The 17,713-nt window shown below is 28.7% G+C and carries 18 protein-coding genes; all 18 read left to right on the forward strand.

Annotated features, from left to right (window positions below; all coding sequences use genetic code 11):
- The first annotated feature begins 52 nt into the window (after positions 1-52).
- The 18 genes from lpxB (at position 53) to serC (ending at position 17,648) form a co-directional block, all read left to right on the forward strand.
- A complete protein-coding gene (gene lpxB, locus CBLAS_RS01100; RefSeq protein ID WP_106870867.1) occupies positions 53-1,093 on the forward strand; it encodes a lipid-A-disaccharide synthase in 1,041 nt (346 codons plus the stop codon).
- 43 nt (positions 1,094-1,136) lie between these two features.
- Positions 1,137-1,619: a transcription elongation factor GreA gene (greA, locus tag CBLAS_RS01105; protein WP_106870869.1), complete on the forward strand. Its 483-nt coding sequence runs from the start codon at positions 1,137-1,139 to the stop codon at positions 1,617-1,619.
- Between the two features lie 33 nt (positions 1,620-1,652).
- Entirely contained in the window at positions 1,653-2,375 is a 723-nt protein-coding gene (locus tag CBLAS_RS01110) for a UDP-2,3-diacylglucosamine diphosphatase (RefSeq protein ID WP_106870871.1), read from the forward strand.
- A 38-nt stretch (positions 2,376-2,413) separates the two neighbouring features.
- Entirely contained in the window at positions 2,414-3,037 is a 624-nt protein-coding gene (gene serB / locus CBLAS_RS01115) for a phosphoserine phosphatase SerB (RefSeq protein ID WP_106870873.1), read from the forward strand.
- Complete coding sequence (locus tag CBLAS_RS01120) at positions 3,030-4,019, forward strand: transaldolase (RefSeq protein ID WP_106870875.1); 990 nt, start codon at positions 3,030-3,032, stop codon at positions 4,017-4,019. Before serB ends, CBLAS_RS01120 begins: the two co-directional genes overlap by 8 nt.
- A 17-nt stretch (positions 4,020-4,036) precedes the next feature.
- A complete protein-coding gene (locus CBLAS_RS01125) occupies positions 4,037-5,212 on the forward strand; it encodes a type IV pilus twitching motility protein PilT (RefSeq protein WP_206603287.1) in 1,176 nt (391 codons plus the stop codon).
- Between the two features lie 69 nt (positions 5,213-5,281).
- Positions 5,282-5,818, forward strand: a complete 537-nt coding sequence (locus tag CBLAS_RS01130) for a 50S ribosomal protein L25/general stress protein Ctc (RefSeq protein WP_106870877.1) — start codon at positions 5,282-5,284, stop codon at positions 5,816-5,818.
- Positions 5,819-5,823: 5 nt separating this feature from the next.
- Positions 5,824-6,366, forward strand: coding sequence for an aminoacyl-tRNA hydrolase (pth, locus tag CBLAS_RS01135; protein ID WP_106870879.1), 543 nt, complete (start codon positions 5,824-5,826; stop codon positions 6,364-6,366).
- A 1-nt stretch (position 6,367) separates the two neighbouring features.
- Positions 6,368-7,432, forward strand: a complete 1,065-nt coding sequence (locus CBLAS_RS01140; RefSeq protein WP_106870881.1) for an LptF/LptG family permease — start codon at positions 6,368-6,370, stop codon at positions 7,430-7,432.
- Positions 7,433-7,488: 56 nt separating this feature from the next.
- Positions 7,489-8,697: a diaminopimelate decarboxylase gene (gene lysA, locus CBLAS_RS01145; RefSeq protein WP_106870883.1), complete on the forward strand. Its 1,209-nt coding sequence runs from the start codon at positions 7,489-7,491 to the stop codon at positions 8,695-8,697.
- Positions 8,694-9,773, forward strand: a complete 1,080-nt coding sequence (pheA, locus tag CBLAS_RS01150) for a prephenate dehydratase (RefSeq protein ID WP_106870885.1) — start codon at positions 8,694-8,696, stop codon at positions 9,771-9,773. Before lysA ends, pheA begins: the two co-directional genes overlap by 4 nt.
- Positions 9,770-10,888 carry a histidinol-phosphate transaminase gene (gene hisC, locus CBLAS_RS01155; RefSeq protein WP_106870887.1) on the forward strand — a complete coding sequence of 373 codons (1,119 nt, stop codon included), beginning with the start codon at positions 9,770-9,772 and terminating at the stop codon, positions 10,886-10,888. The genes pheA and hisC overlap by 4 nt, the downstream gene beginning before the upstream one ends.
- A gap of 26 nt (positions 10,889-10,914) precedes the next feature.
- Entirely contained in the window at positions 10,915-12,738 is a 1,824-nt protein-coding gene (gene dxs / locus CBLAS_RS01160; RefSeq protein WP_106870889.1) for a 1-deoxy-D-xylulose-5-phosphate synthase, read from the forward strand.
- A gap of 59 nt (positions 12,739-12,797) precedes the next feature.
- Positions 12,798-13,211: a Fur family transcriptional regulator gene (locus CBLAS_RS01165; RefSeq protein WP_106870891.1), complete on the forward strand. Its 414-nt coding sequence runs from the start codon at positions 12,798-12,800 to the stop codon at positions 13,209-13,211.
- A 56-nt stretch (positions 13,212-13,267) separates the two neighbouring features.
- Entirely contained in the window at positions 13,268-14,665 is a 1,398-nt protein-coding gene (locus CBLAS_RS01170; protein WP_106870893.1) for a hypothetical protein, read from the forward strand.
- An 11-nt stretch (positions 14,666-14,676) separates the two neighbouring features.
- Entirely contained in the window at positions 14,677-15,393 is a 717-nt protein-coding gene (gene ubiE / locus CBLAS_RS01175) for a bifunctional demethylmenaquinone methyltransferase/2-methoxy-6-polyprenyl-1,4-benzoquinol methylase UbiE (RefSeq protein ID WP_106870895.1), read from the forward strand.
- Positions 15,390-16,559 carry an exodeoxyribonuclease VII large subunit gene (gene xseA, locus CBLAS_RS01180; RefSeq protein ID WP_106870897.1) on the forward strand — a complete coding sequence of 390 codons (1,170 nt, stop codon included), beginning with the start codon at positions 15,390-15,392 and terminating at the stop codon, positions 16,557-16,559. Before ubiE ends, xseA begins: the two co-directional genes overlap by 4 nt.
- A 9-nt stretch (positions 16,560-16,568) precedes the next feature.
- The gene (gene serC / locus CBLAS_RS01185; RefSeq protein WP_106870899.1) at positions 16,569-17,648 is read left to right on the forward strand and encodes a 3-phosphoserine/phosphohydroxythreonine transaminase; all 1,080 of its coding nucleotides are present in this window, start codon (positions 16,569-16,571) and stop codon (positions 17,646-17,648) included.
- The last annotated feature ends 65 nt before the right edge of the window (positions 17,649-17,713 follow it).

The raw sequence follows: 17,713 nt of genomic DNA on the forward strand, positions 1-17,713 counted from the left end.
TTAACATAAATTTGTTATAATCAAATAAAAATTTCAGGAATATGATGAAGATATGATAAAAAAGAAAATTTTAATTTCAGCACTTGAACCATCAGCAAATTTACACTTAAAAAAGGTTTTAGATGAGCTTAATGAGTATGAACCAAAAGGGATATTTTCTCCTAAATTTGGAAAGCCTTTTATGAGCAGTGACGAGTTTTCAGCTATGGGCTTTGTGGAAGTTTTACCTCTTATTTTCAAAGCAAAAAGGGCTATAAAAAAGATGGTTGAATTGGCTAAGGAGTGTGAACATATTTTGTTAATTGATTCTCCTGCTTTTAATCTTCCTTTGGCAAAAGCGTTAAAAGAGGCAAATGTGAAAGCACCTATAACCTACTACATTCTCCCGCAAGTTTGGGCTTGGAAACAAAAAAGGGTAGAAAAAGTTGAGAAATATTGTGATAACTTAGCCTCAATTTTGCCTTTTGATGAAGAGTATTATAACCGTTCAGTTTATGTTGGACACCCATTGCTTGACATTATTAATGAAACAAAAACAGATTATAGCAACAATAGAGTTTTATCATTTTTACCCGGTTCAAGAAGGGCTGAAATTTCAAAATTAATGCCTATTTTTAACGAGCTTATTAAAAACTATAAAGATTATAAAAAACAGCTAGTAGTTCCACCACATTTAAAAGATAAAATTGCCCAGTTTTATGGAGATGTGAGTGAATATGAGATTTTATTTGACACCAAAGAGGCACTTTTAAAAAGTGAGTTTGCATTTGTTTGTTCGGGAACTGCTACACTTGAAGCCACACTTGTTGGAACTCCTTTTGTTCTATGTTACAAGGCAAAAAATATTGATATGTTTATAGCAAAGCTATTTGTTAAAAACATAAAACATGCAGGACTAGCTAATATAATTTTTACTTTTTGGGGTAAAAAACCACTTCACAAAGAGCTTTTGCAAGATGATGTAAATGTGCAAAATTTACTAAAAGCTCACAGGGATTGCGACTATAAAGAGTTTGCAAATTCAGCCAAAGAGTTAAGACAGTATCTCAAATTTGGTAGTGCAAAAAATGTTGCAAATTTGATAAAAGCGTAGATTTAAAAAAATCAAGTATAATTAGAATTAAAAAGGAAATTTAATGGTAGAACCCATGACAATTTATGGTTATGAAAAAATAACTGCTGAACTTAAGCAATTAAAAGAGATTGAAAGACCATATATAGTTAAAGAAATTGACATAGCAAGAAGCCACGGTGATTTAAAAGAAAATGCAGAATATCACGCAGCAAAAGAAAAACAAGCCTTTATAGAAAGACGTATAGCCGAACTTAGCGACATTATAAGTCGTGCACAGATAATTGACCCAAGTAATTACGAGCACGATAGAGTCAAATTTGGTTCAACTATAACTATTGAGGATGTGGATACGGGCGATATAAAAACATATACAATTGTAGGTGCTAGTGAAAGTGATATTTCAAAAGGTTTAGTTAGCACAAATACCCCGATCATAAAACAACTTCTAGGAAAAAAAGAGGGCGATGAAGTAACTTTAAACTTACCAGGTGGAGTCAGTGAGGTTGAAATTATCAAAATAGAATATAAAGAGATAAATTTTTAATTAATACATACCAAGTAAAAGGAGCTTTAAAAATTGCATAATAGTTATGAAATAAAAGAGGGTGCAATTTTTATAAGCGACGCTCATGAAAATTCCAATAAAGACCACTTTTATAAATTTTTAAAAGATGTTAAAAATGATAGATATGAATTTTCACAAATATTTTTAATGGGAGATATTTTTGATTTTCTAAGCTTTACAGAGTATTCAAAAAAATTTTATCAAAAAGAGATTGATTTATTAAATGAACTTTCTAGAACAAATGAAATTTATTATTTTGAAGGGAATCATGATTATAATATAAGTGGAGTATTTCCAAATATTAAGGTATTTGACATCCAAAATCAACCTGTAAGATTTAAAACCAAAATAGGCAAAGATGTTAGCATGGCTCATGGCGATATTTTTTTACCTCCAATTACAAAATATATACTTTTATTTCTAAGAAATAGAACTTTTTTAAAATTTATGAATTTTTTAGATAAAATTACAAATTTTAAAATTACAAAATCTATTTTAAAACATCAAAAAGATAAAGAGTTATATAAAGAAATGAATAATTTTGAAGAATTTGCCAAATACAGATTAAGTAAACACAAGGCAGAATATGTTATAGAGGGGCATTATCATCAAGATAAGGTTGTTGAATTTAATGATATGATATATTTTAATCTAAACTCATATGCAGTTACTGATAAAATATATCAAGCTAAATTTAAGAAAAATAGACTTTTTTTAGAGAATATAAAAGATTAATAAGATACAATGCATACCAAATAAGATAAGGATAAGAATTGATAAAACTTTGCATTTTTGATTTTGATAATACATTAATGGACGGTGAAACTATCACTAAATTTGCTGAACATATGGGTGTTGGAAAAGAAGTTGCCGATATTACAAATCAAGCTATGGCTGGAGATCTTGACTTTTTTGAAAGTTTTTCCAAAAGGGTTGCTCTTGTAAAAGGAATGAAGGAAGAAGACGCTAAAGAGTTAGCTAAGAATTTGCCTTTTATAGATGGCGCAAAAGAGATAATATCTTATTTAAAAGAAAAATGCATAAAAGTTGTAGTTTTTAGTGGTGGATTTCATATAGGAACTGATGTCGCGCAAGAAAAACTTGGATTCGATGCTAGTTTTGCAAATTATTTCCATACAAAAAATGGCATAACTACAGGTTTAGCTGGTGGGGAGATGATGTTTAATGAGTCAAAAGGGCTAATGTTAAAACAACTAAAAGGATTGTTGGGACTTAAAAAAGAAGAGGTTATGTGCGTAGGAGATGGTGCAAATGATATATCTATGTTTAAAGAAGCAGGGCTTAATATAGCTTTTTGTGCACATGAGGTGCTTAAAAAAGAGGCCACTTATGTAATAGATAAAAGAGATTTAAGGGAGATCAAAAAATATGTATAATGGAAATTTTAGTCTTTGGTGCGATTTTTTAGAGAGAGATTTTATAGATAGTGAGTTTAAAAATTTTGTAAAAGATGAAATTTTCAATGGAGCTACTTCAAATCCAGCTATTTTCAAAAATGCTATTTTAAACTCAAAAGCTTATGATAAATATAAAAATGATTTTAAAGATAAAAGTCCAAAAGAAATTTATGAGTTAATGGCTACTAAAGATATTAAAAATGCAGCCACTATCTTGCTTAAAAACTATGAAAATAGTGATGATGGCTTTGTTAGTTTAGAGGTTGATCCAGAACTTTGTAATGATGCTAATGCTACATATAATGAAGGTATTAGGCTGTTTGAAAGTATAAATATGCCAAATGTTATGATAAAAGTTCCTGCTACTAAAGAGGGTTATGTGGCTATGGAAAAACTTATAGCAAAAGGGGTTAATGTAAATGCAACTTTAATTTTTTCACCAGAGCAAACACAAGAGTGTTTATTGGCTTTGCAAAATGGAACAAAAACTTTTAAAAATACACATAGTGAACAAAAATTACCACAAGCTGTTATAAGCGTATTTGTTAGTAGGTTTGATAGATTGTTAGATGAAGAGATGGTAAAAAATGGCTTTAAAGCAGGTCGGATTGGAATTATGAATGCTTCTAAATGCTATAATTTAATCCAAAAAACTAACCAATGTAATGTTAGAGCCTTATTTGCAAGCACGGGCGTAAAAGGAGCTAGCTTAGAGCCTAGCTATTATGTAAGTGAACTTATGTATAAAAACTCAATAAACACAGCCCCTTTAGATACAATAAAAGAATTTATAAAAATAGATAATAAATTAAAACAGCCATATTCAGATAGTCAAATAGATGCTTTTTTTGAAAAAATAGGTAGTTCTATAGATATGGATAAAGCCTATGCTTTTTTATTGGAAGATGGATTAAAACAATTTAAAATAGCATTTCAAGAAATTTTAAAATCACTAAAATAAGAGATGAGGATATTGTAATGATGGATGAAAAAGAAATTAAGCTTGCAAAAGAAAGGCTAGATAAATATCTTAGATTTTTAATTGATCATGGTGGAAGTGATTTACATATAAAATCAGGATCAAATATAAGAGGAAGAATAAATGGTGATATTTTTAAATTAAGTGAAAATAATCTCTCAAAAGAAGAGATAATTGGTATTATGAGAATTATTTTAGGCGAAAGGTTTTTAGTTTTAGAAGAAAAGAAAAATTTAGACTTTACTTATATCTTAAATAAAGAGTATAGATTTAGAGTTAATGTATTTTATCAAATAAGCGGTATTAGTGCTGTATTTAGAGTTATACTGTCAAAAATTCCAACTATAGATGAGTTAAAATTGCCTAAAGTATTAAAAGATATATGTGATACTTCTATGAGAGGATTAATTTTAGTTTCAGGACCTACAGGAAGCGGTAAAACTACAACAATAGCTAGTATGTTAAATAGGATAAATAACATTAGACCAGCTCATATAATAACCATTGAAGATCCAGTTGAATATATTTATGAAGATAAAGAATGTATTATAAACCAAAGAGCAGTTGGACAAGATTGCACAAATTTTGCAGATTCTTTAAGGGCATCTTTAAGGGAGGATCCTGACATTATATTTGTTGGTGAAATGAGAGATCTAGAGACAATTGAAACAGCGTTAAGGGCGGCTGAAACAGGGCATTTAGTTTTTTCAACTATCCATACTATAGATGCTAAAGAGACAGTAAATAGGATAATTTCTATGTTTGAAGTTTATGAACAAGAAAGAATTAGATTAGCATTAGCTTCTGTTTTAGAATCAGTAATATCTCAAAGATTAATCTCAACTAAAGATGGTTATAGAAGACCTGTTGTCGAAGTACTTCGTAAAAATGCAAGAATTAAAGAGATGATAATAAGCAATAGAGCTCATGAAATTACTGATGCTATTAAAGATGGTAGAAATACATATGGTATGCAAACATTTGATCAACATCTTTTAGATTTATTTAAAGAAGGGGCTATAACAAGAGAAGAAGCACTAGATAAAAGTACAAATAGAGGAGATTTAGATATAGATATAAAAAATGTAATTATGTCTAAAAAAGAAGATGATAAATTAAAAAATTCAAAAGAATTATATTGTGATATTGATATTGCATTAGAGGATATTGATTAAAAATTTATATTAAATTTAGTAATAATAATATATAATTACCAGTTATTTATTTTTTAAGAAAGGAAAATGATGTTAGAAGGTATAATTAGAGAGAGTATCGGTAAAAAGTCGGCAAAGACTTTAAAGAGAGATGGTTATCTAATCGCTAATATCTATGCTAAAGGCGTTGAGAATATTAATGCAGCTTTTAAAGTTAATGAGTTCATAAAACACGTTAGAGATAAAAAAACTTTAGCTTTTGATATAAAAGTGGGAGATAAAACACATAAAGTAGTAGTTGAGGAGTATCAAAAACATCCAGTAACAAATACTTTAACCCATGTTGACTTAAGAGTAGTGCTAGATGATGTTTTATCAAAATACTACATTCCTGTTAAAACAAAAGGATCTGCAATAGGACTAAAAAACAAAGGTGTTTTAGTGCAGTCTAAAAAAAGACTTCCAGTTCAGTGCAAAGGCAAAGATTTGCCAAATGAGTTTTTACTAGATGTATCAGGTCTTGATACGGGTGATTCTATAATAGTAAGAGATATAGAAGTTCCAGCTGGAGTTACCATCTTAGAAGGTGATAATGTTGCTGTAGTTGGAGTGCTTGCTGCTAAGTAAGTATAATGATTTTAGTTGTTGGTCTTGGAAATATTGGTAAAAAGTATGATTTAACAAGACATAATATAGGCTTTATGCTTATAGATAAAATAATTGATGATGCTTATATAGACATTACATCTTCAAAATTTCAAGGTGAGCTTTATAAAAAGGGCTCACTTCTTCTTTTAAAACCACATACTTTTATGAATTTAAGTGGAAATTCCGTAAAAGCTGTTAAAGATTTTTATAAGCCAGAAAGAATCATAGTTGTACATGATGATTTAGATTTAAATTATGGGGCTGTAAGATTTAAAAAAGGCGGAAGTAGTGGCGGGCATAATGGCATTAAGTCTATAGATGGTTTGATAGGAAATGATTATGAAAGAGTTCGACTTGGTATAGGTAAAAGTAGTAATTCCGCTATAGACCATGTTTTAGGTAAATTTAACGAAGATGAAAAACAATATTTAGAGGAGTTTTTAACACACTCAAAAAAAGCTGTTTTAGAACTTGTGAAAAGCGATTTAGCAACTGTTAGAAACAGTTTCACTAGAAAAGGCATATAATATGCCAAAATTATACTCAAGATATTTAGCCATTGTTTATCTAAAATATTTTTTTATTCTTTTTATAGCACTAGAGTTTTTTTATGTAAGTATAGATATCTTAACCAACTTAAAAGACTTTCCAAAAAGTGCAAATTTGGCTGTGTTATATTTGCTTTTTACAGCAGCAAGTGCTATAGCTTATATACTTCCTTTAAGTTTAATATTTGCTATGATTATAGCTAAGATAAATATGATAAGAAGTAATGAATTAGTAAGTCTTTACTCTCTTGGAGTAAGCAAAATTAAGCTTATAAGAACACCATTTTTTATATCTTTAGTGATAACTTTTATATATGTATATTCAAATACAACTGGGTTTGCATATGTCGATGAGTACCGAAATAATTTAGAAAATTTTAATAACATTGGAAAAGTTAGTAATAGTATGTTTTTAAAATATGAAAATAAATATATATATATAAAAAGACTTAACTCTCAATCAAATGCGGCTAGCGACATTAGAATTCTTAGCACAAACAAAGATAATTTAGAGACAATCACATTCGCTAAAAAAGCAAACTATGACTCAGAAAAGTGGAGTTTTTTTGATGTGAATTTAGTTACATTTCCATCTGATTTAAAACTTGGAGCTAAAGGACTAAAACAAGAAAAAAAAGATAAATTTTATGATTTAAAAGGATTTAATCCCTCATCAATAGAAAAAATTTATAATAAATCAAATACATATTCAATAAAAGATGCAATTAGTTCTATAAAAACCTTTAAAAATCAAGGCATTAATATTGATGGGATAAAAGCAAATTTATATAGTCTTATTTTTACACCATTTTTTGCACCTATTATGGTTGTAATTTTATTTTTTTATCTACCTGCTACGGGCAGATTTTTTAATATAGCATTTTTAAGCTTTATATTTTTTATAACAACACTTTGTTTGTGGGGAGTGCTTTTTATCCTTACAAGATTTTCTTTGACAGGAGTTATTGCTCCAGAAATTGGCATAATTATGCCAATAATCCTTTTGGCTATATTTTCTGTATGCTTGCTTTTTAAGAAAAATTAACGCTTTTTAAGTAAATTTTTAGTAAAATCAAATTTTATTAAAAAGGTTTATAGAATATGAATTATGAAAATTTAGCAAATACTTATGGAACTCCTTTATATATTTACAATTTTGATGAAGTAAAATTAAGATATTTAGAATTAAAAGAGTCTTTTTATGCAAGAAAATCTCTTATTTGTTACGCTGTAAAAGCAAATTCCAACTTAAGCCTATTAAAATACTTAGCAAATTTAGGTGCTGGGTTTGATTGTGTTAGCTATAACGAAGTTAAAAAAGCACTTTTAGCAGGAGCATTGAAGTACAAAATTATATTTTCAGGTGTAGGTAAAAAAGATAGTGAGATTAAAAGCGCTTTAAAAGATGATATTTTAATGATAAATATTGAAAGCTTTGCTGAGCTTAATAGAGTTGAAGCAATAGCTAAAGAGTTAAATATAGAAGCAAGAATTAGCATAAGAGTAAACCCAAACATAGATCCTAAAACACATCCTTATATATCAACAGGATTAAATGAAAATAAATTTGGTGTTAGTATTGATGAGGCAAAAAGAATGTATATCAAAGCTAAAAATAGCAAATTTTTAAATCCAATAGGCATACATTTTCATATAGGAAGCCAGTTATCAGATATAAAACCAATTCATGAAGCAGCAAGCATTGTTGCTAAACTAATGAAAGAGCTTAAAACTTTAGAGATAGATATAAAATTCTTTGATATAGGTGGTGGTATCGGCGTAAGATACAAAGATGAAAAAGAGATTAACCTTTATGAGTATGCACAGGGGATTTTAGCTGCACTAAAAGGTCAAGATGTAACAATAGTTTGCGAAATAGGCAGATTTTTAGTATCTAAAGCGGGGGAGCTTTTAACAAAAGTTTTATATGAAAAAATAAATAATAATAAGAGATTTGTTATTGTAGATAGTGCAATGAACGATCTTTTAAGACCTAGTTTATATGATGCATATCATAAGATAGTTGCTTTAAATGGCAATGATGAGCTTTTTAATTGTGATATAGTTGGTCCTGTATGTGAAAGTGGAGATTTTTTAGGTAAAAATAGAGAGCTTCCAAATTTAAAAAGTGGTGATTTATTAGTAGTAAAAAATGTAGGAGCTTATGGCTTTTCTATGTCAAGTAATTACAATTCAAGACTTAGGGCTGCTGAAATTGCCATAATAAATAATAAAATTAAACTAATCAGAAAAAGAGAAACATTTGAAGATTTAATAGCAAATGAGGTGGATTTGTTGGGGGAAGAATGAAAAATATAGATGAGTTAAGAGAGTCTATAGATGCGGTTGATAACGAAATTATAGAGCTTTTAAGTAAAAGAATGGAGTATGTAAAAAAGATAGGTGAAATAAAACAATCATCTGGGCAAAACATATATAGACCAGAGAGAGAAAGGGCGATTATAAATAGACTTACTAGCCTAAATTTAAGAAATTTAAACAAAAAAGCCATAGAGGCTATATTTTTTGAAATATTTTCAATTTCAAGAAATATAGAAAAACCACAAACAATAGCTTTTTTAGGGCCATATGGAACATATTCGCACCAAGCTGCCAAATCAAGATTTGGTTCTATTAGCTCATATATGCCACTCTCAAACATCGAAGCAGTTTTTAAAGAGGTTGATAATAAAAATGCAAAATATGGAGTTGTTCCTATAGAAAACAACACAGAAGGCGGAGTTGGAACTACGCTTGATTGTCTTAAAGAGTATCCAAATGTTCATATTGTGGCTGAAATTTATATGGATATACATCACTCTTTTGCTAGCAGTTGTGAAAATTTAGAAAATATAAAAACGATATATTCTCATCCACAAGGGTATAATCAATGTCTTAAATTTTTAGAAGATCACGATCTTATGAGTACTAAATTTATAGCTACAAAATCTACTGCACTAGCTGCAAAAGAGGCTTATGAAAACAAAAATACAGCTGCTATTTGCTCACATATAGCTGCAAATTTGTATAATCTACCGATCATGTTTGAAAAGATTGAAGATAATTTAGCAAATAGAACTAGGTTTTTAATTTTAAGTGATTTTAAAAATGAAAAAACAGGAGATGATAAAACATCTATTATGGCACAAACAGACCACACTCCAGGGGCGCTTTCTAATCTTTTAAATATGTTTAGAAATGAAGGTATTAATCTAACTAAATTAGAGAGTAGACCTATCAAGAAAAAAGATTTTAAAACAATTTTTTATATAGATTTTGAAGGGCATATTGATGATCAAAAAGTAAAAAATATTTTAAATTTAGCTGAAAAAATAGGCAATGAAATAGTTTGGCTTGGTAGCTACTTAAATGGAGATAAGATATGAAATTTAACAAAAACTTAGAAAATATTGAAAATTACGAAGCAGGAAAACCAATAGAGCTTATAGTAAGAGAATTTGGCATTAAAGAAAAAGATGTAATAAAACTAGCAAGCAATGAAAACCCTATGGGAACTAGTAAAAATGTACAAAAAACTATAAAGAAAAATGCAAACAAAGCTCATCTTTATCCAGATGATAGTATGTTTGAGCTTAAAAAAGCACTTGCAAAAAAATATGAAGTAGATTTAAATAATATAATAATAGGCTCAGGCAGCGATCAGATAATAGAGTTTGCAGTTCATGCTAAGATGGATGAAAATAGTGCTATTTTAACTAGTGGCATCACATTTTCTATGTATGAAATATACGCAAAGCATCTTGGGGCAAAAATTTACAAAACAACTTCAAAAGAGCATAATTTAGAAGAGTTTAAAGAAATTTACGAAGCACACAAAGATGAAATTGATATTATATTTTTATGTATTCCAAACAATCCACTTGGAGAGTGTTTGGATAAAGAAGATGTATATAAATTTATAAAAGAAGTTGATGCAGATACTTTAGTTGTAGTAGATGGGGCATATAATGAATTTGCAAAATTTAAAGATGTAAAAAAGGGAATTGATGTAAGAAATTTAATTTTTGAATTTAATAATGTTTTATATTTAGGAACCTTTTCTAAGCTTTATGGGCTTGGAGGAATGAGAGTTGGTTATGGTATAGCAAATGAAAATATAACGAGCAATCTTTTAAAGCTAAGAGCACCTTTTAATGTAACAACTATAAGTTTAGAAGCTGCAAAAGAGGCCTTAAAAGATAAAAAATATATAGAAAAAACACTTAAAAATAACCTTAAAGAGATGAAAAGATATGAAAAATTTGCCAAAAAACATAATATTAAGATAATAGATAGTTATACAAATTTTATAACATTTATCTTCAAGGATAAAAACTCAACAGAAATTTATGACAATATGCTTAAAAAAGGGATTATATTAAGAGATTTAAAAGGTTATGGTATAAATGCCATTAGGATAACTATAGGACTACCTTATCAAAATAAACTAGTCTTAAAGGAGTTAAAAAATACTTTACAAATTATAGATAAAATGCAATGAAGGTATTTGAAATATAGGTGTAGATAATGGATATTAAAAATAAAAATATAGAAGAGTTAAAAAGTCTTTGTCAGGATATTAGAGATAGAATTTTAGAAGTAGTTAGTAAAAATGGTGGACATTTAAGCTCTAATATTGGTGCAGTTGAGATAATTGTAGCTATGCATTATGTTTTTGATTCAAAAAAAGACCCATTTATATTTGATGTTAGCCACCAAAGCTATGCACACAAGCTACTAACTAATAGATGGGAAGAATTTAGTACGCTTAGGCAAATTAATGGTATTAGTGGATATACAAAGCCAAATGAGAGCAAGGAAGACTACTTTGTTGCAGGACATAGTTCAACCTCTATTTCACTTGCTGTTGGTGCAGCAAAAGCCATAAAACTAAAAGGTGAAGATAGGCTTCCTGTGGTTTTAATAGGCGATGGCTCTATGAGTGCTGGTATGGCATATGAGGCAATTAATGAGCTAGGAGATAGAAAATACCCCTGTGTTATAATCTTAAATGATAATGAAATGTCTATCTCAAAGCCAATTGGGGCTATGAGTAAATATCTATCACAACTAATGGCAGGACAAAGTTATCAAAAATTTAAAGCAAGAGTAAATAAGCTTTTAGAGTATGCTCCCGATTCTGCTGCGTATTTGGCAAAAAGATTTGAAGAGGGTTTTAAACTTATAACTCCTGGTATGTTTTTTGAAGAGCTTGGACTTGAATATATAGGACCTGTTGATGGACATAGTATAAAAAGTTTAATAGACTCTTTTGAAATAGCTAAGAAGCTTAACAAACCTGTAATAATTCATGCTCAAACATTAAAAGGTAAAGGATATGAAAAAGCTGAGGGGCACAATGCTTCTTGGCATGGAGTTGGACCTTTTAATATAAAAAACGGAGAGGCTATTAAGAAAAGTAGTAGGAAAAATGCAACTAAGATATATTCAGAAAATTTATTAACTTTAGCTAGTAAATATACAAATATAGTTGGAGTTACAGCTGCAATGCCCGATGGAACTGGAATGAATCTTTTGATAGATAAATTTCCTGATAGGTTTTGGGATGTTGCAATAGCTGAACAACACGCAGTAACATCTATGGCAGCTATGGCAAAAGAGGGTTTTAAGCCATATATTACTATATATTCAACCTTTATGCAAAGAGCTTATGATCAAGTTATCCATGACTGTGCTATTATGAATTTAAATGTTGTTTTTGCTATGGATAGAGCCGGGATTGTTGGAGAAGACGGAGAGACTCATCAGGGAGCTTTTGATATTAGTTATCTAAATGCAATTCCAAATATTTCAATGTGTGCCCCAAGAGATGAGCAAAGTTTTAAGGAAATTTTAGAGTATTCATATATCCATAAGGGACCTTTAGCTATAAGATATCCAAGAGGTTCATTTCATTTAGAAGATGAGATTGCTTCTAAAAAAATTGCATTTGCAAAATCGGAACTTCTTGTAGACAACAAGGCAAATATTAGCTTCATAGGATATGGAAATGGTGTTGGAAAAGCATATAAAGTAATGCAGCACCTAGAAGATATGAAGATAAATTTGTTTGATTTAGTTTTTGCCAAACCTCTTGACAAGGAATTTTTAATAAATTTAGCAAAAACATCTAAAAAATGGTATGTGTTTAGTGATTCTGCAAAAAAAGGTGGAATTGGAAGTATTTTATCTACATTTTTGCAAGAGAATAAAATTTTTGATGTTGAGATAGTATCTTTTGAGTATGAAGACTCTTTTATTTTCCATGGTAACTCAGAGCTTGTTGAGAAGAAATTAGAGATAGATGTTGAGGGAATTGTTAAAAAAATATCAAATAATAAAAAATATTAGATAATATTAACTTTAATTTAAAGGCTTTTATGGTAGACTTAAAGAAAAAAGGAATATAAATGAGTCACATAGAGCTTTTAAAAGAGCATGGATTAAAAGCCACACACCAAAGACTTTTAATCCTTAAAATTTTATCTCGCTGTACTCATCCTACTATTGATGAGCTTTACGAAACAATAAAAGAAGAGCATCCATCTGTATCGCTTGCAACAGTTTATAAAAATTTAAATACTTTAATAGATGAAGGCATAGTCTCAAGACTAAGCATATCAAATCAAAAAGTCAAATTTGATATAAACGAAGAGCCGCATATTCACATTATTTGTAAAAATTGCGGAGAGGTTTATGACTGCGACAAGCAAACTGCACTTATTGATGAGTATAAAGAGAAACTAGAAAAAAATATTGGTGAAAAAATAGAAAAGATAAGTGTTGTCGTAAATACAAATAATTGCACAAAATGTAAAAAATAGCTTAAACTTTAAGTATAATTTGTTAAAATACAAATAATATTTAATGGAGGTAAGTTGTGAAAATAGGACAGAAATTTTTACTTGAAAATGTCGATATATTTCACAGGCTTACCAATTATAAAATTGAATTAAATAAATTTCATATAGAGTATTTTTATCTACAATTAGATGAAGATATAAAAATAGCATATAAAAAAGAAAATCTTAATTATTACTGTATTGTAGAAAATAAAAACGAAACAAATAAAGATAGTCGTAATATAGTTTTAAAATCTAAATATAAAAAGGCTAAAAAAAGTAGAATATCACAACTTATAGTTAAAGAAAGATATAAATTTGTTGTTGATGAAATTAATTTCGATCTTGATGTATATCTAAGAAATTTATCAGGACTTATTATATTAATAGCAGAACGTGGTAGTATTAACGGTGATATATCTATTGAAAATAGAAAAATATTTAAGGATTTAAACTTAAAAGAGATAACTGATGATGAATGTTTCAGTACCGAGAATCTAGTCTTATGGGGAAATCCAAACATTAACTTCAATTTTGCACAATCTTTATTAGCTATAAAAAAAAATCCCACTTTTAAACTAAATTTTCCTGGATATATCGATGCTTATGATGGTTTTAGACTAGCATTAAATCAAAATGTTTTTAATATACTAAGAGCTAAAGAAAGCTATATTGAATATAGTGAATTAGAAAATCTAAAAAAGCTAGAAATACTATTTTTGCAAAATATGAGCTTGCTTATAATATCAAAAGAGTTATTTGAGAAAGATACGTATAACGATCTTTTTCAAAATATAAGAGAAATTTATATAAAGATAAAAGATAGATATGATGCAGAAAAGAATATAAAATATTTTCAAAAACGAGACAATACTGAAAATATAGTAAAAAGTTTAAAATTTGTAAAAGCAAAACAATATTCAAATAATTTTTTAAAATCAAGCGAATTTACTGATTTTTTATTAGATTATGAGATTTTTTTAACTATTAACAATAATTTTTATAAAAACAGAACAACAGAATTAAAAAGGTTTGTAGTAAATTATATTTATAATAAAGTTTCCAAAATAAAAGATAAGTTAGAGTATATTAACGAGGATTCTATAAACAGAGGTATTTATGAGTGCAAGCAAGGGCTAATGGAATTTGAAACCGTTTTAAATATTTTTAATAGTATATTTGATTTAAGCATATTTAAAAAAACTCTTAAAAAAGTTAAAAAACTAAATAAAAGCCTTATTAAATTAGAATATAAAGATGAACTACATAAAATAATAAATATGTACGATAAGGGTGACATAAATAAAAGTTTAGATGTGTATAGAAAAAATACAGCTATAGATATTTTTAAACATAGAGAAAAATTTTTAGACAACAAAGATAGTTTTATTAAAAGTTTAAATAAAATTGAAAATTTAATAAAAATATATTACTAAAAGGGGAATTTATGGATAAGCAAAGCAAAATCATAGATATGTTTAACAAGATAGCGCCAACCTATGATAAGGCAAATCGTGCTATGAGTTTAGGAATGGATGTTGGATGGAGGAAGGTTGCCTGCTCATATATTTTATCAAAATATATAAATAGAGATCTTTCTATAGTAGATGTTGCTTGTGGCACAGGAGATATGGTCGGTTTGTGGGCTAGTATGGCAAAAGGTTATAATGCAAATCTAAGTAAACTTATAGGGGTTGATCCAAGTAGCGGAATGCTGCTAGAAGCTAAAGCTAAATTCCCAGAACATGAATTTATAGAAGCAGATGCCAATGATCTTACTTTGGAAGATAATATTTTTGATGTTTTAAGCATTAGTTTTGGTATTAGAAATGTGGTTGAAAGAGAAGAGGCTTTAAAAGAGTTTAATAGAGTTTTAAAAATTGGTGGATACGCTGTTGTATTAGAGTTTACAAAAACAGATAGAAGAGGATTGTTTGATATAGCACGCGATACATATATAAAAAAAGTTCTTCCAAAAATTGGTGAGTTTATATCAAAAGACAAAGAAGCATATGAGTATTTACCAAATTCTATAGACACATTTTTAAGTAGAGAAAATTTTATAGAAGAGTTAAAAGGGGCAGGTTTTGAAATAGAGCATATAGAAAGCTTTAGTTTTAATGCCTGCACTCTATTTGTGGCTAAAAAAATTAAAAATCTATGATTTTAAGTGTAAGTGAACTTAATGAACAAGTTAAGTCTTTACTTGAAATAAGCTATGCAAATATAGAGGTTAAAGGCGAAATTTCAAGACTGACTAAAAACCAAAGTTCAAAGCATTGGTATTTTACCCTAAAGGATGCTAAAGGCTCTATAAGTTGTGCAATGTTTAGATTTAATAATCAAAAGATTAAATTTGATGTTGTTGATGGTATGGAGGTGGTTGTTAGCGCAAAAGTAAGTTTATATGTGCCTAGTGGCTCATACCAGCTTATTGTAAACTCTATGAGAGTGGAGGGAGTTGGTGATTTAGAGTTGGCATTTAACCAACTTAAAGAAAAACTTGAAAAAGAGGGGCTTTTTGATTTAAAATATAAAAAAATCCTTCCAAGTTTTCCAAAAAAAGTAGCTATTGTAACAAGTATAACATCAGCTGCTTATCAAGATATTATTAAAACTGCAAGACATAGGTATAATCTTTGTTCAATACACACCTACAACTCACTTATGCAAGGTGATGAAGCTGCAAATTTCATTATCCAAGCTTTAAAAAAAGCAGATAATAATAATTATGATGCAATTATTATAGCAAGAGGAGGGGGAAGCAAAGAGGATTTGTGGTGTTTTAATGACGAAAGACTTGCAAGAGAAGTTTTCGCCGCTAAAACCCCTATTATAAGTGCTATAGGACATGAGATAGACTACACTATACTTGATTTTGTAAGTGACCATAGAAGCGCTACACCAACCGCAAGTATAATTGATTTAATGCCTGATAAAGATGGGATTATTCAGTGGTTGGACATAAAATATATAGATTATAGAAACGAATTATTAAAGAAATTAGAAAATAGAACAAATAGATTAAAAAATTTAAAATCAAATTTTAAAAATGTAGCAATTGGTAAAAAAATAGAGCTTAATCTGTTAAATTTAAAAAATTCAAAACAAAATTTTGAAAATCTCTTTAAAAACAAAATTTTAAAACTCGAAAATGATCTTAGAACAAAAGAGTTAATATTAGAAGAAAAAAATCAATTTTTTAAAATAACTAAAAATTTAGTTCAGATAAAAAAAGATGGTAAAATTATCAATTTAGATTGTTTAAAAAGTGGCGATGAGATTAGTTTGTATTCTCAAAATAGCAGCAAAAAAGCAGTTATAAAATAAGGAGAAAAAGTGGATAGAGTTATAAATTTTAATGCAGGACCAAGTGGAATTCCTTTGGATGTTTTAAAAAAAGCACAAGAGGAGTTTTTGAGTTATCATGGGCTTGGATATTCAATAATAGAAGCTTCACATAGAACCCCAATTTTTGAAAATATACTATTTAATGCAAGAGATAAAATCAAAAAATTATATGGGTTTAGTGATGATTATGATGTATTATTTTTACAAGGCGGTGCCTCACTTCAATTTGTTCAAATTCCAATGAACCTTTCAACGGGCAAAAAAGCCGAGTATATAAATACAGGCGTTTGGACAACAAAGGCTATAAAAGAAGCCCAAATTCAAGGCATTAACTATGAAGTTATAGCAAGTAGTGAGGATACAAATTTTGATAGAATTCCAACTAGCTACAAGACAGATGATGAAGCGGATTATCTTTATATCTGTTCAAATAATACAATCTATGGAACACAATACAAAGAGTTTCCAAAAACAAAAGCACCACTTGTGGTAGATAGTTCAAGTGATCTTTTTTCAAGAAAAGTAAGCTTGGATAATATTGGAATTTTTTATGGTGGTATCCAAAAAAATGGAGGTCCAGCAGGTGTAACAATGGTTGTTATAAGAAAAGATTTGGCTGAACGAGTTAGCGATAAAGTTCCAAATATCTTAAGGTATAAAACTCAGATGAAGGCTGATTCTATGAGCAATACCCCAAATACATTTGGAATTTATATGCTTGATCTTATGCTTGATTGGATTATAGAAAAAGGTGGGCTCGATAAGATAGCTAGTTTGAATGGTGAAAAAGCAAAACTACTATATGGTTGTATTGATGAGTTAGATGGTTTTTACAAAGGGCATGCACAAAGAAATTCAAGATCAATTATGAATGTTAGTTATAATATAGTTGCAAACAAAGAGCTAGAGCCTAAATTTGTTAAAGAGGCTATGGAAAATGGTATGATAGGATTAAAAGGACATAGACATCTAGGCGGAATTAGGGCTTCTATTTATAATTCAGTTAGTTATGAAAATGTTGAGGTTTTGGTTGATTTTATGCGAGAGTTTGCTAGAAAAAATGGGTAAATTTTAGTAATTTTATATTTTGGGTATTATGCAATTTTTAATACTCAAAATATTAATTTGTTTAG

The sequence above is a fragment of the Campylobacter blaseri genome, assembly GCF_013201895.1.
Taxonomy (GTDB): Bacteria; Campylobacterota; Campylobacteria; order Campylobacterales; family Campylobacteraceae; genus Campylobacter_B; species Campylobacter_B blaseri.

Bases quoted from the DNA above. Each gene is read 5' to 3' on its own strand.
- lpxB (WP_106870867.1), top strand. From the start codon at position 53: ATGATAAAAAAGAAAATTTTAATTTCAGCACTTGAACCATCAGCAAAT.
- greA (WP_106870869.1), top strand. From the start codon at position 1,137: ATGGTAGAACCCATGACAATTTATGGTTATGAAAAAATAACTGCTGAA.
- CBLAS_RS01120 (WP_106870875.1), top strand. From the start codon at position 3,030: ATGTATAATGGAAATTTTAGTCTTTGGTGCGATTTTTTAGAGAGAGAT.
- CBLAS_RS01125 (WP_206603287.1), top strand. From the start codon at position 4,037: ATGATGGATGAAAAAGAAATTAAGCTTGCAAAAGAAAGGCTAGATAAA.
- CBLAS_RS01130 (WP_106870877.1), top strand. From the start codon at position 5,282: ATGTTAGAAGGTATAATTAGAGAGAGTATCGGTAAAAAGTCGGCAAAG.
- pth (WP_106870879.1), top strand. From the start codon at position 5,824: ATGATTTTAGTTGTTGGTCTTGGAAATATTGGTAAAAAGTATGATTTA.
- CBLAS_RS01140 (WP_106870881.1), top strand. From the start codon at position 6,368: ATGCCAAAATTATACTCAAGATATTTAGCCATTGTTTATCTAAAATAT.
- lysA (WP_106870883.1), top strand. From the start codon at position 7,489: ATGAATTATGAAAATTTAGCAAATACTTATGGAACTCCTTTATATATT.
- pheA (WP_106870885.1), top strand. From the start codon at position 8,694: ATGAAAAATATAGATGAGTTAAGAGAGTCTATAGATGCGGTTGATAAC.
- hisC (WP_106870887.1), top strand. From the start codon at position 9,770: ATGAAATTTAACAAAAACTTAGAAAATATTGAAAATTACGAAGCAGGA.
- dxs (WP_106870889.1), top strand. From the start codon at position 10,915: ATGGATATTAAAAATAAAAATATAGAAGAGTTAAAAAGTCTTTGTCAG.
- CBLAS_RS01165 (WP_106870891.1), top strand. From the start codon at position 12,798: ATGAGTCACATAGAGCTTTTAAAAGAGCATGGATTAAAAGCCACACAC.
- ubiE (WP_106870895.1), top strand. From the start codon at position 14,677: ATGGATAAGCAAAGCAAAATCATAGATATGTTTAACAAGATAGCGCCA.
- xseA (WP_106870897.1), top strand. From the start codon at position 15,390: ATGATTTTAAGTGTAAGTGAACTTAATGAACAAGTTAAGTCTTTACTT.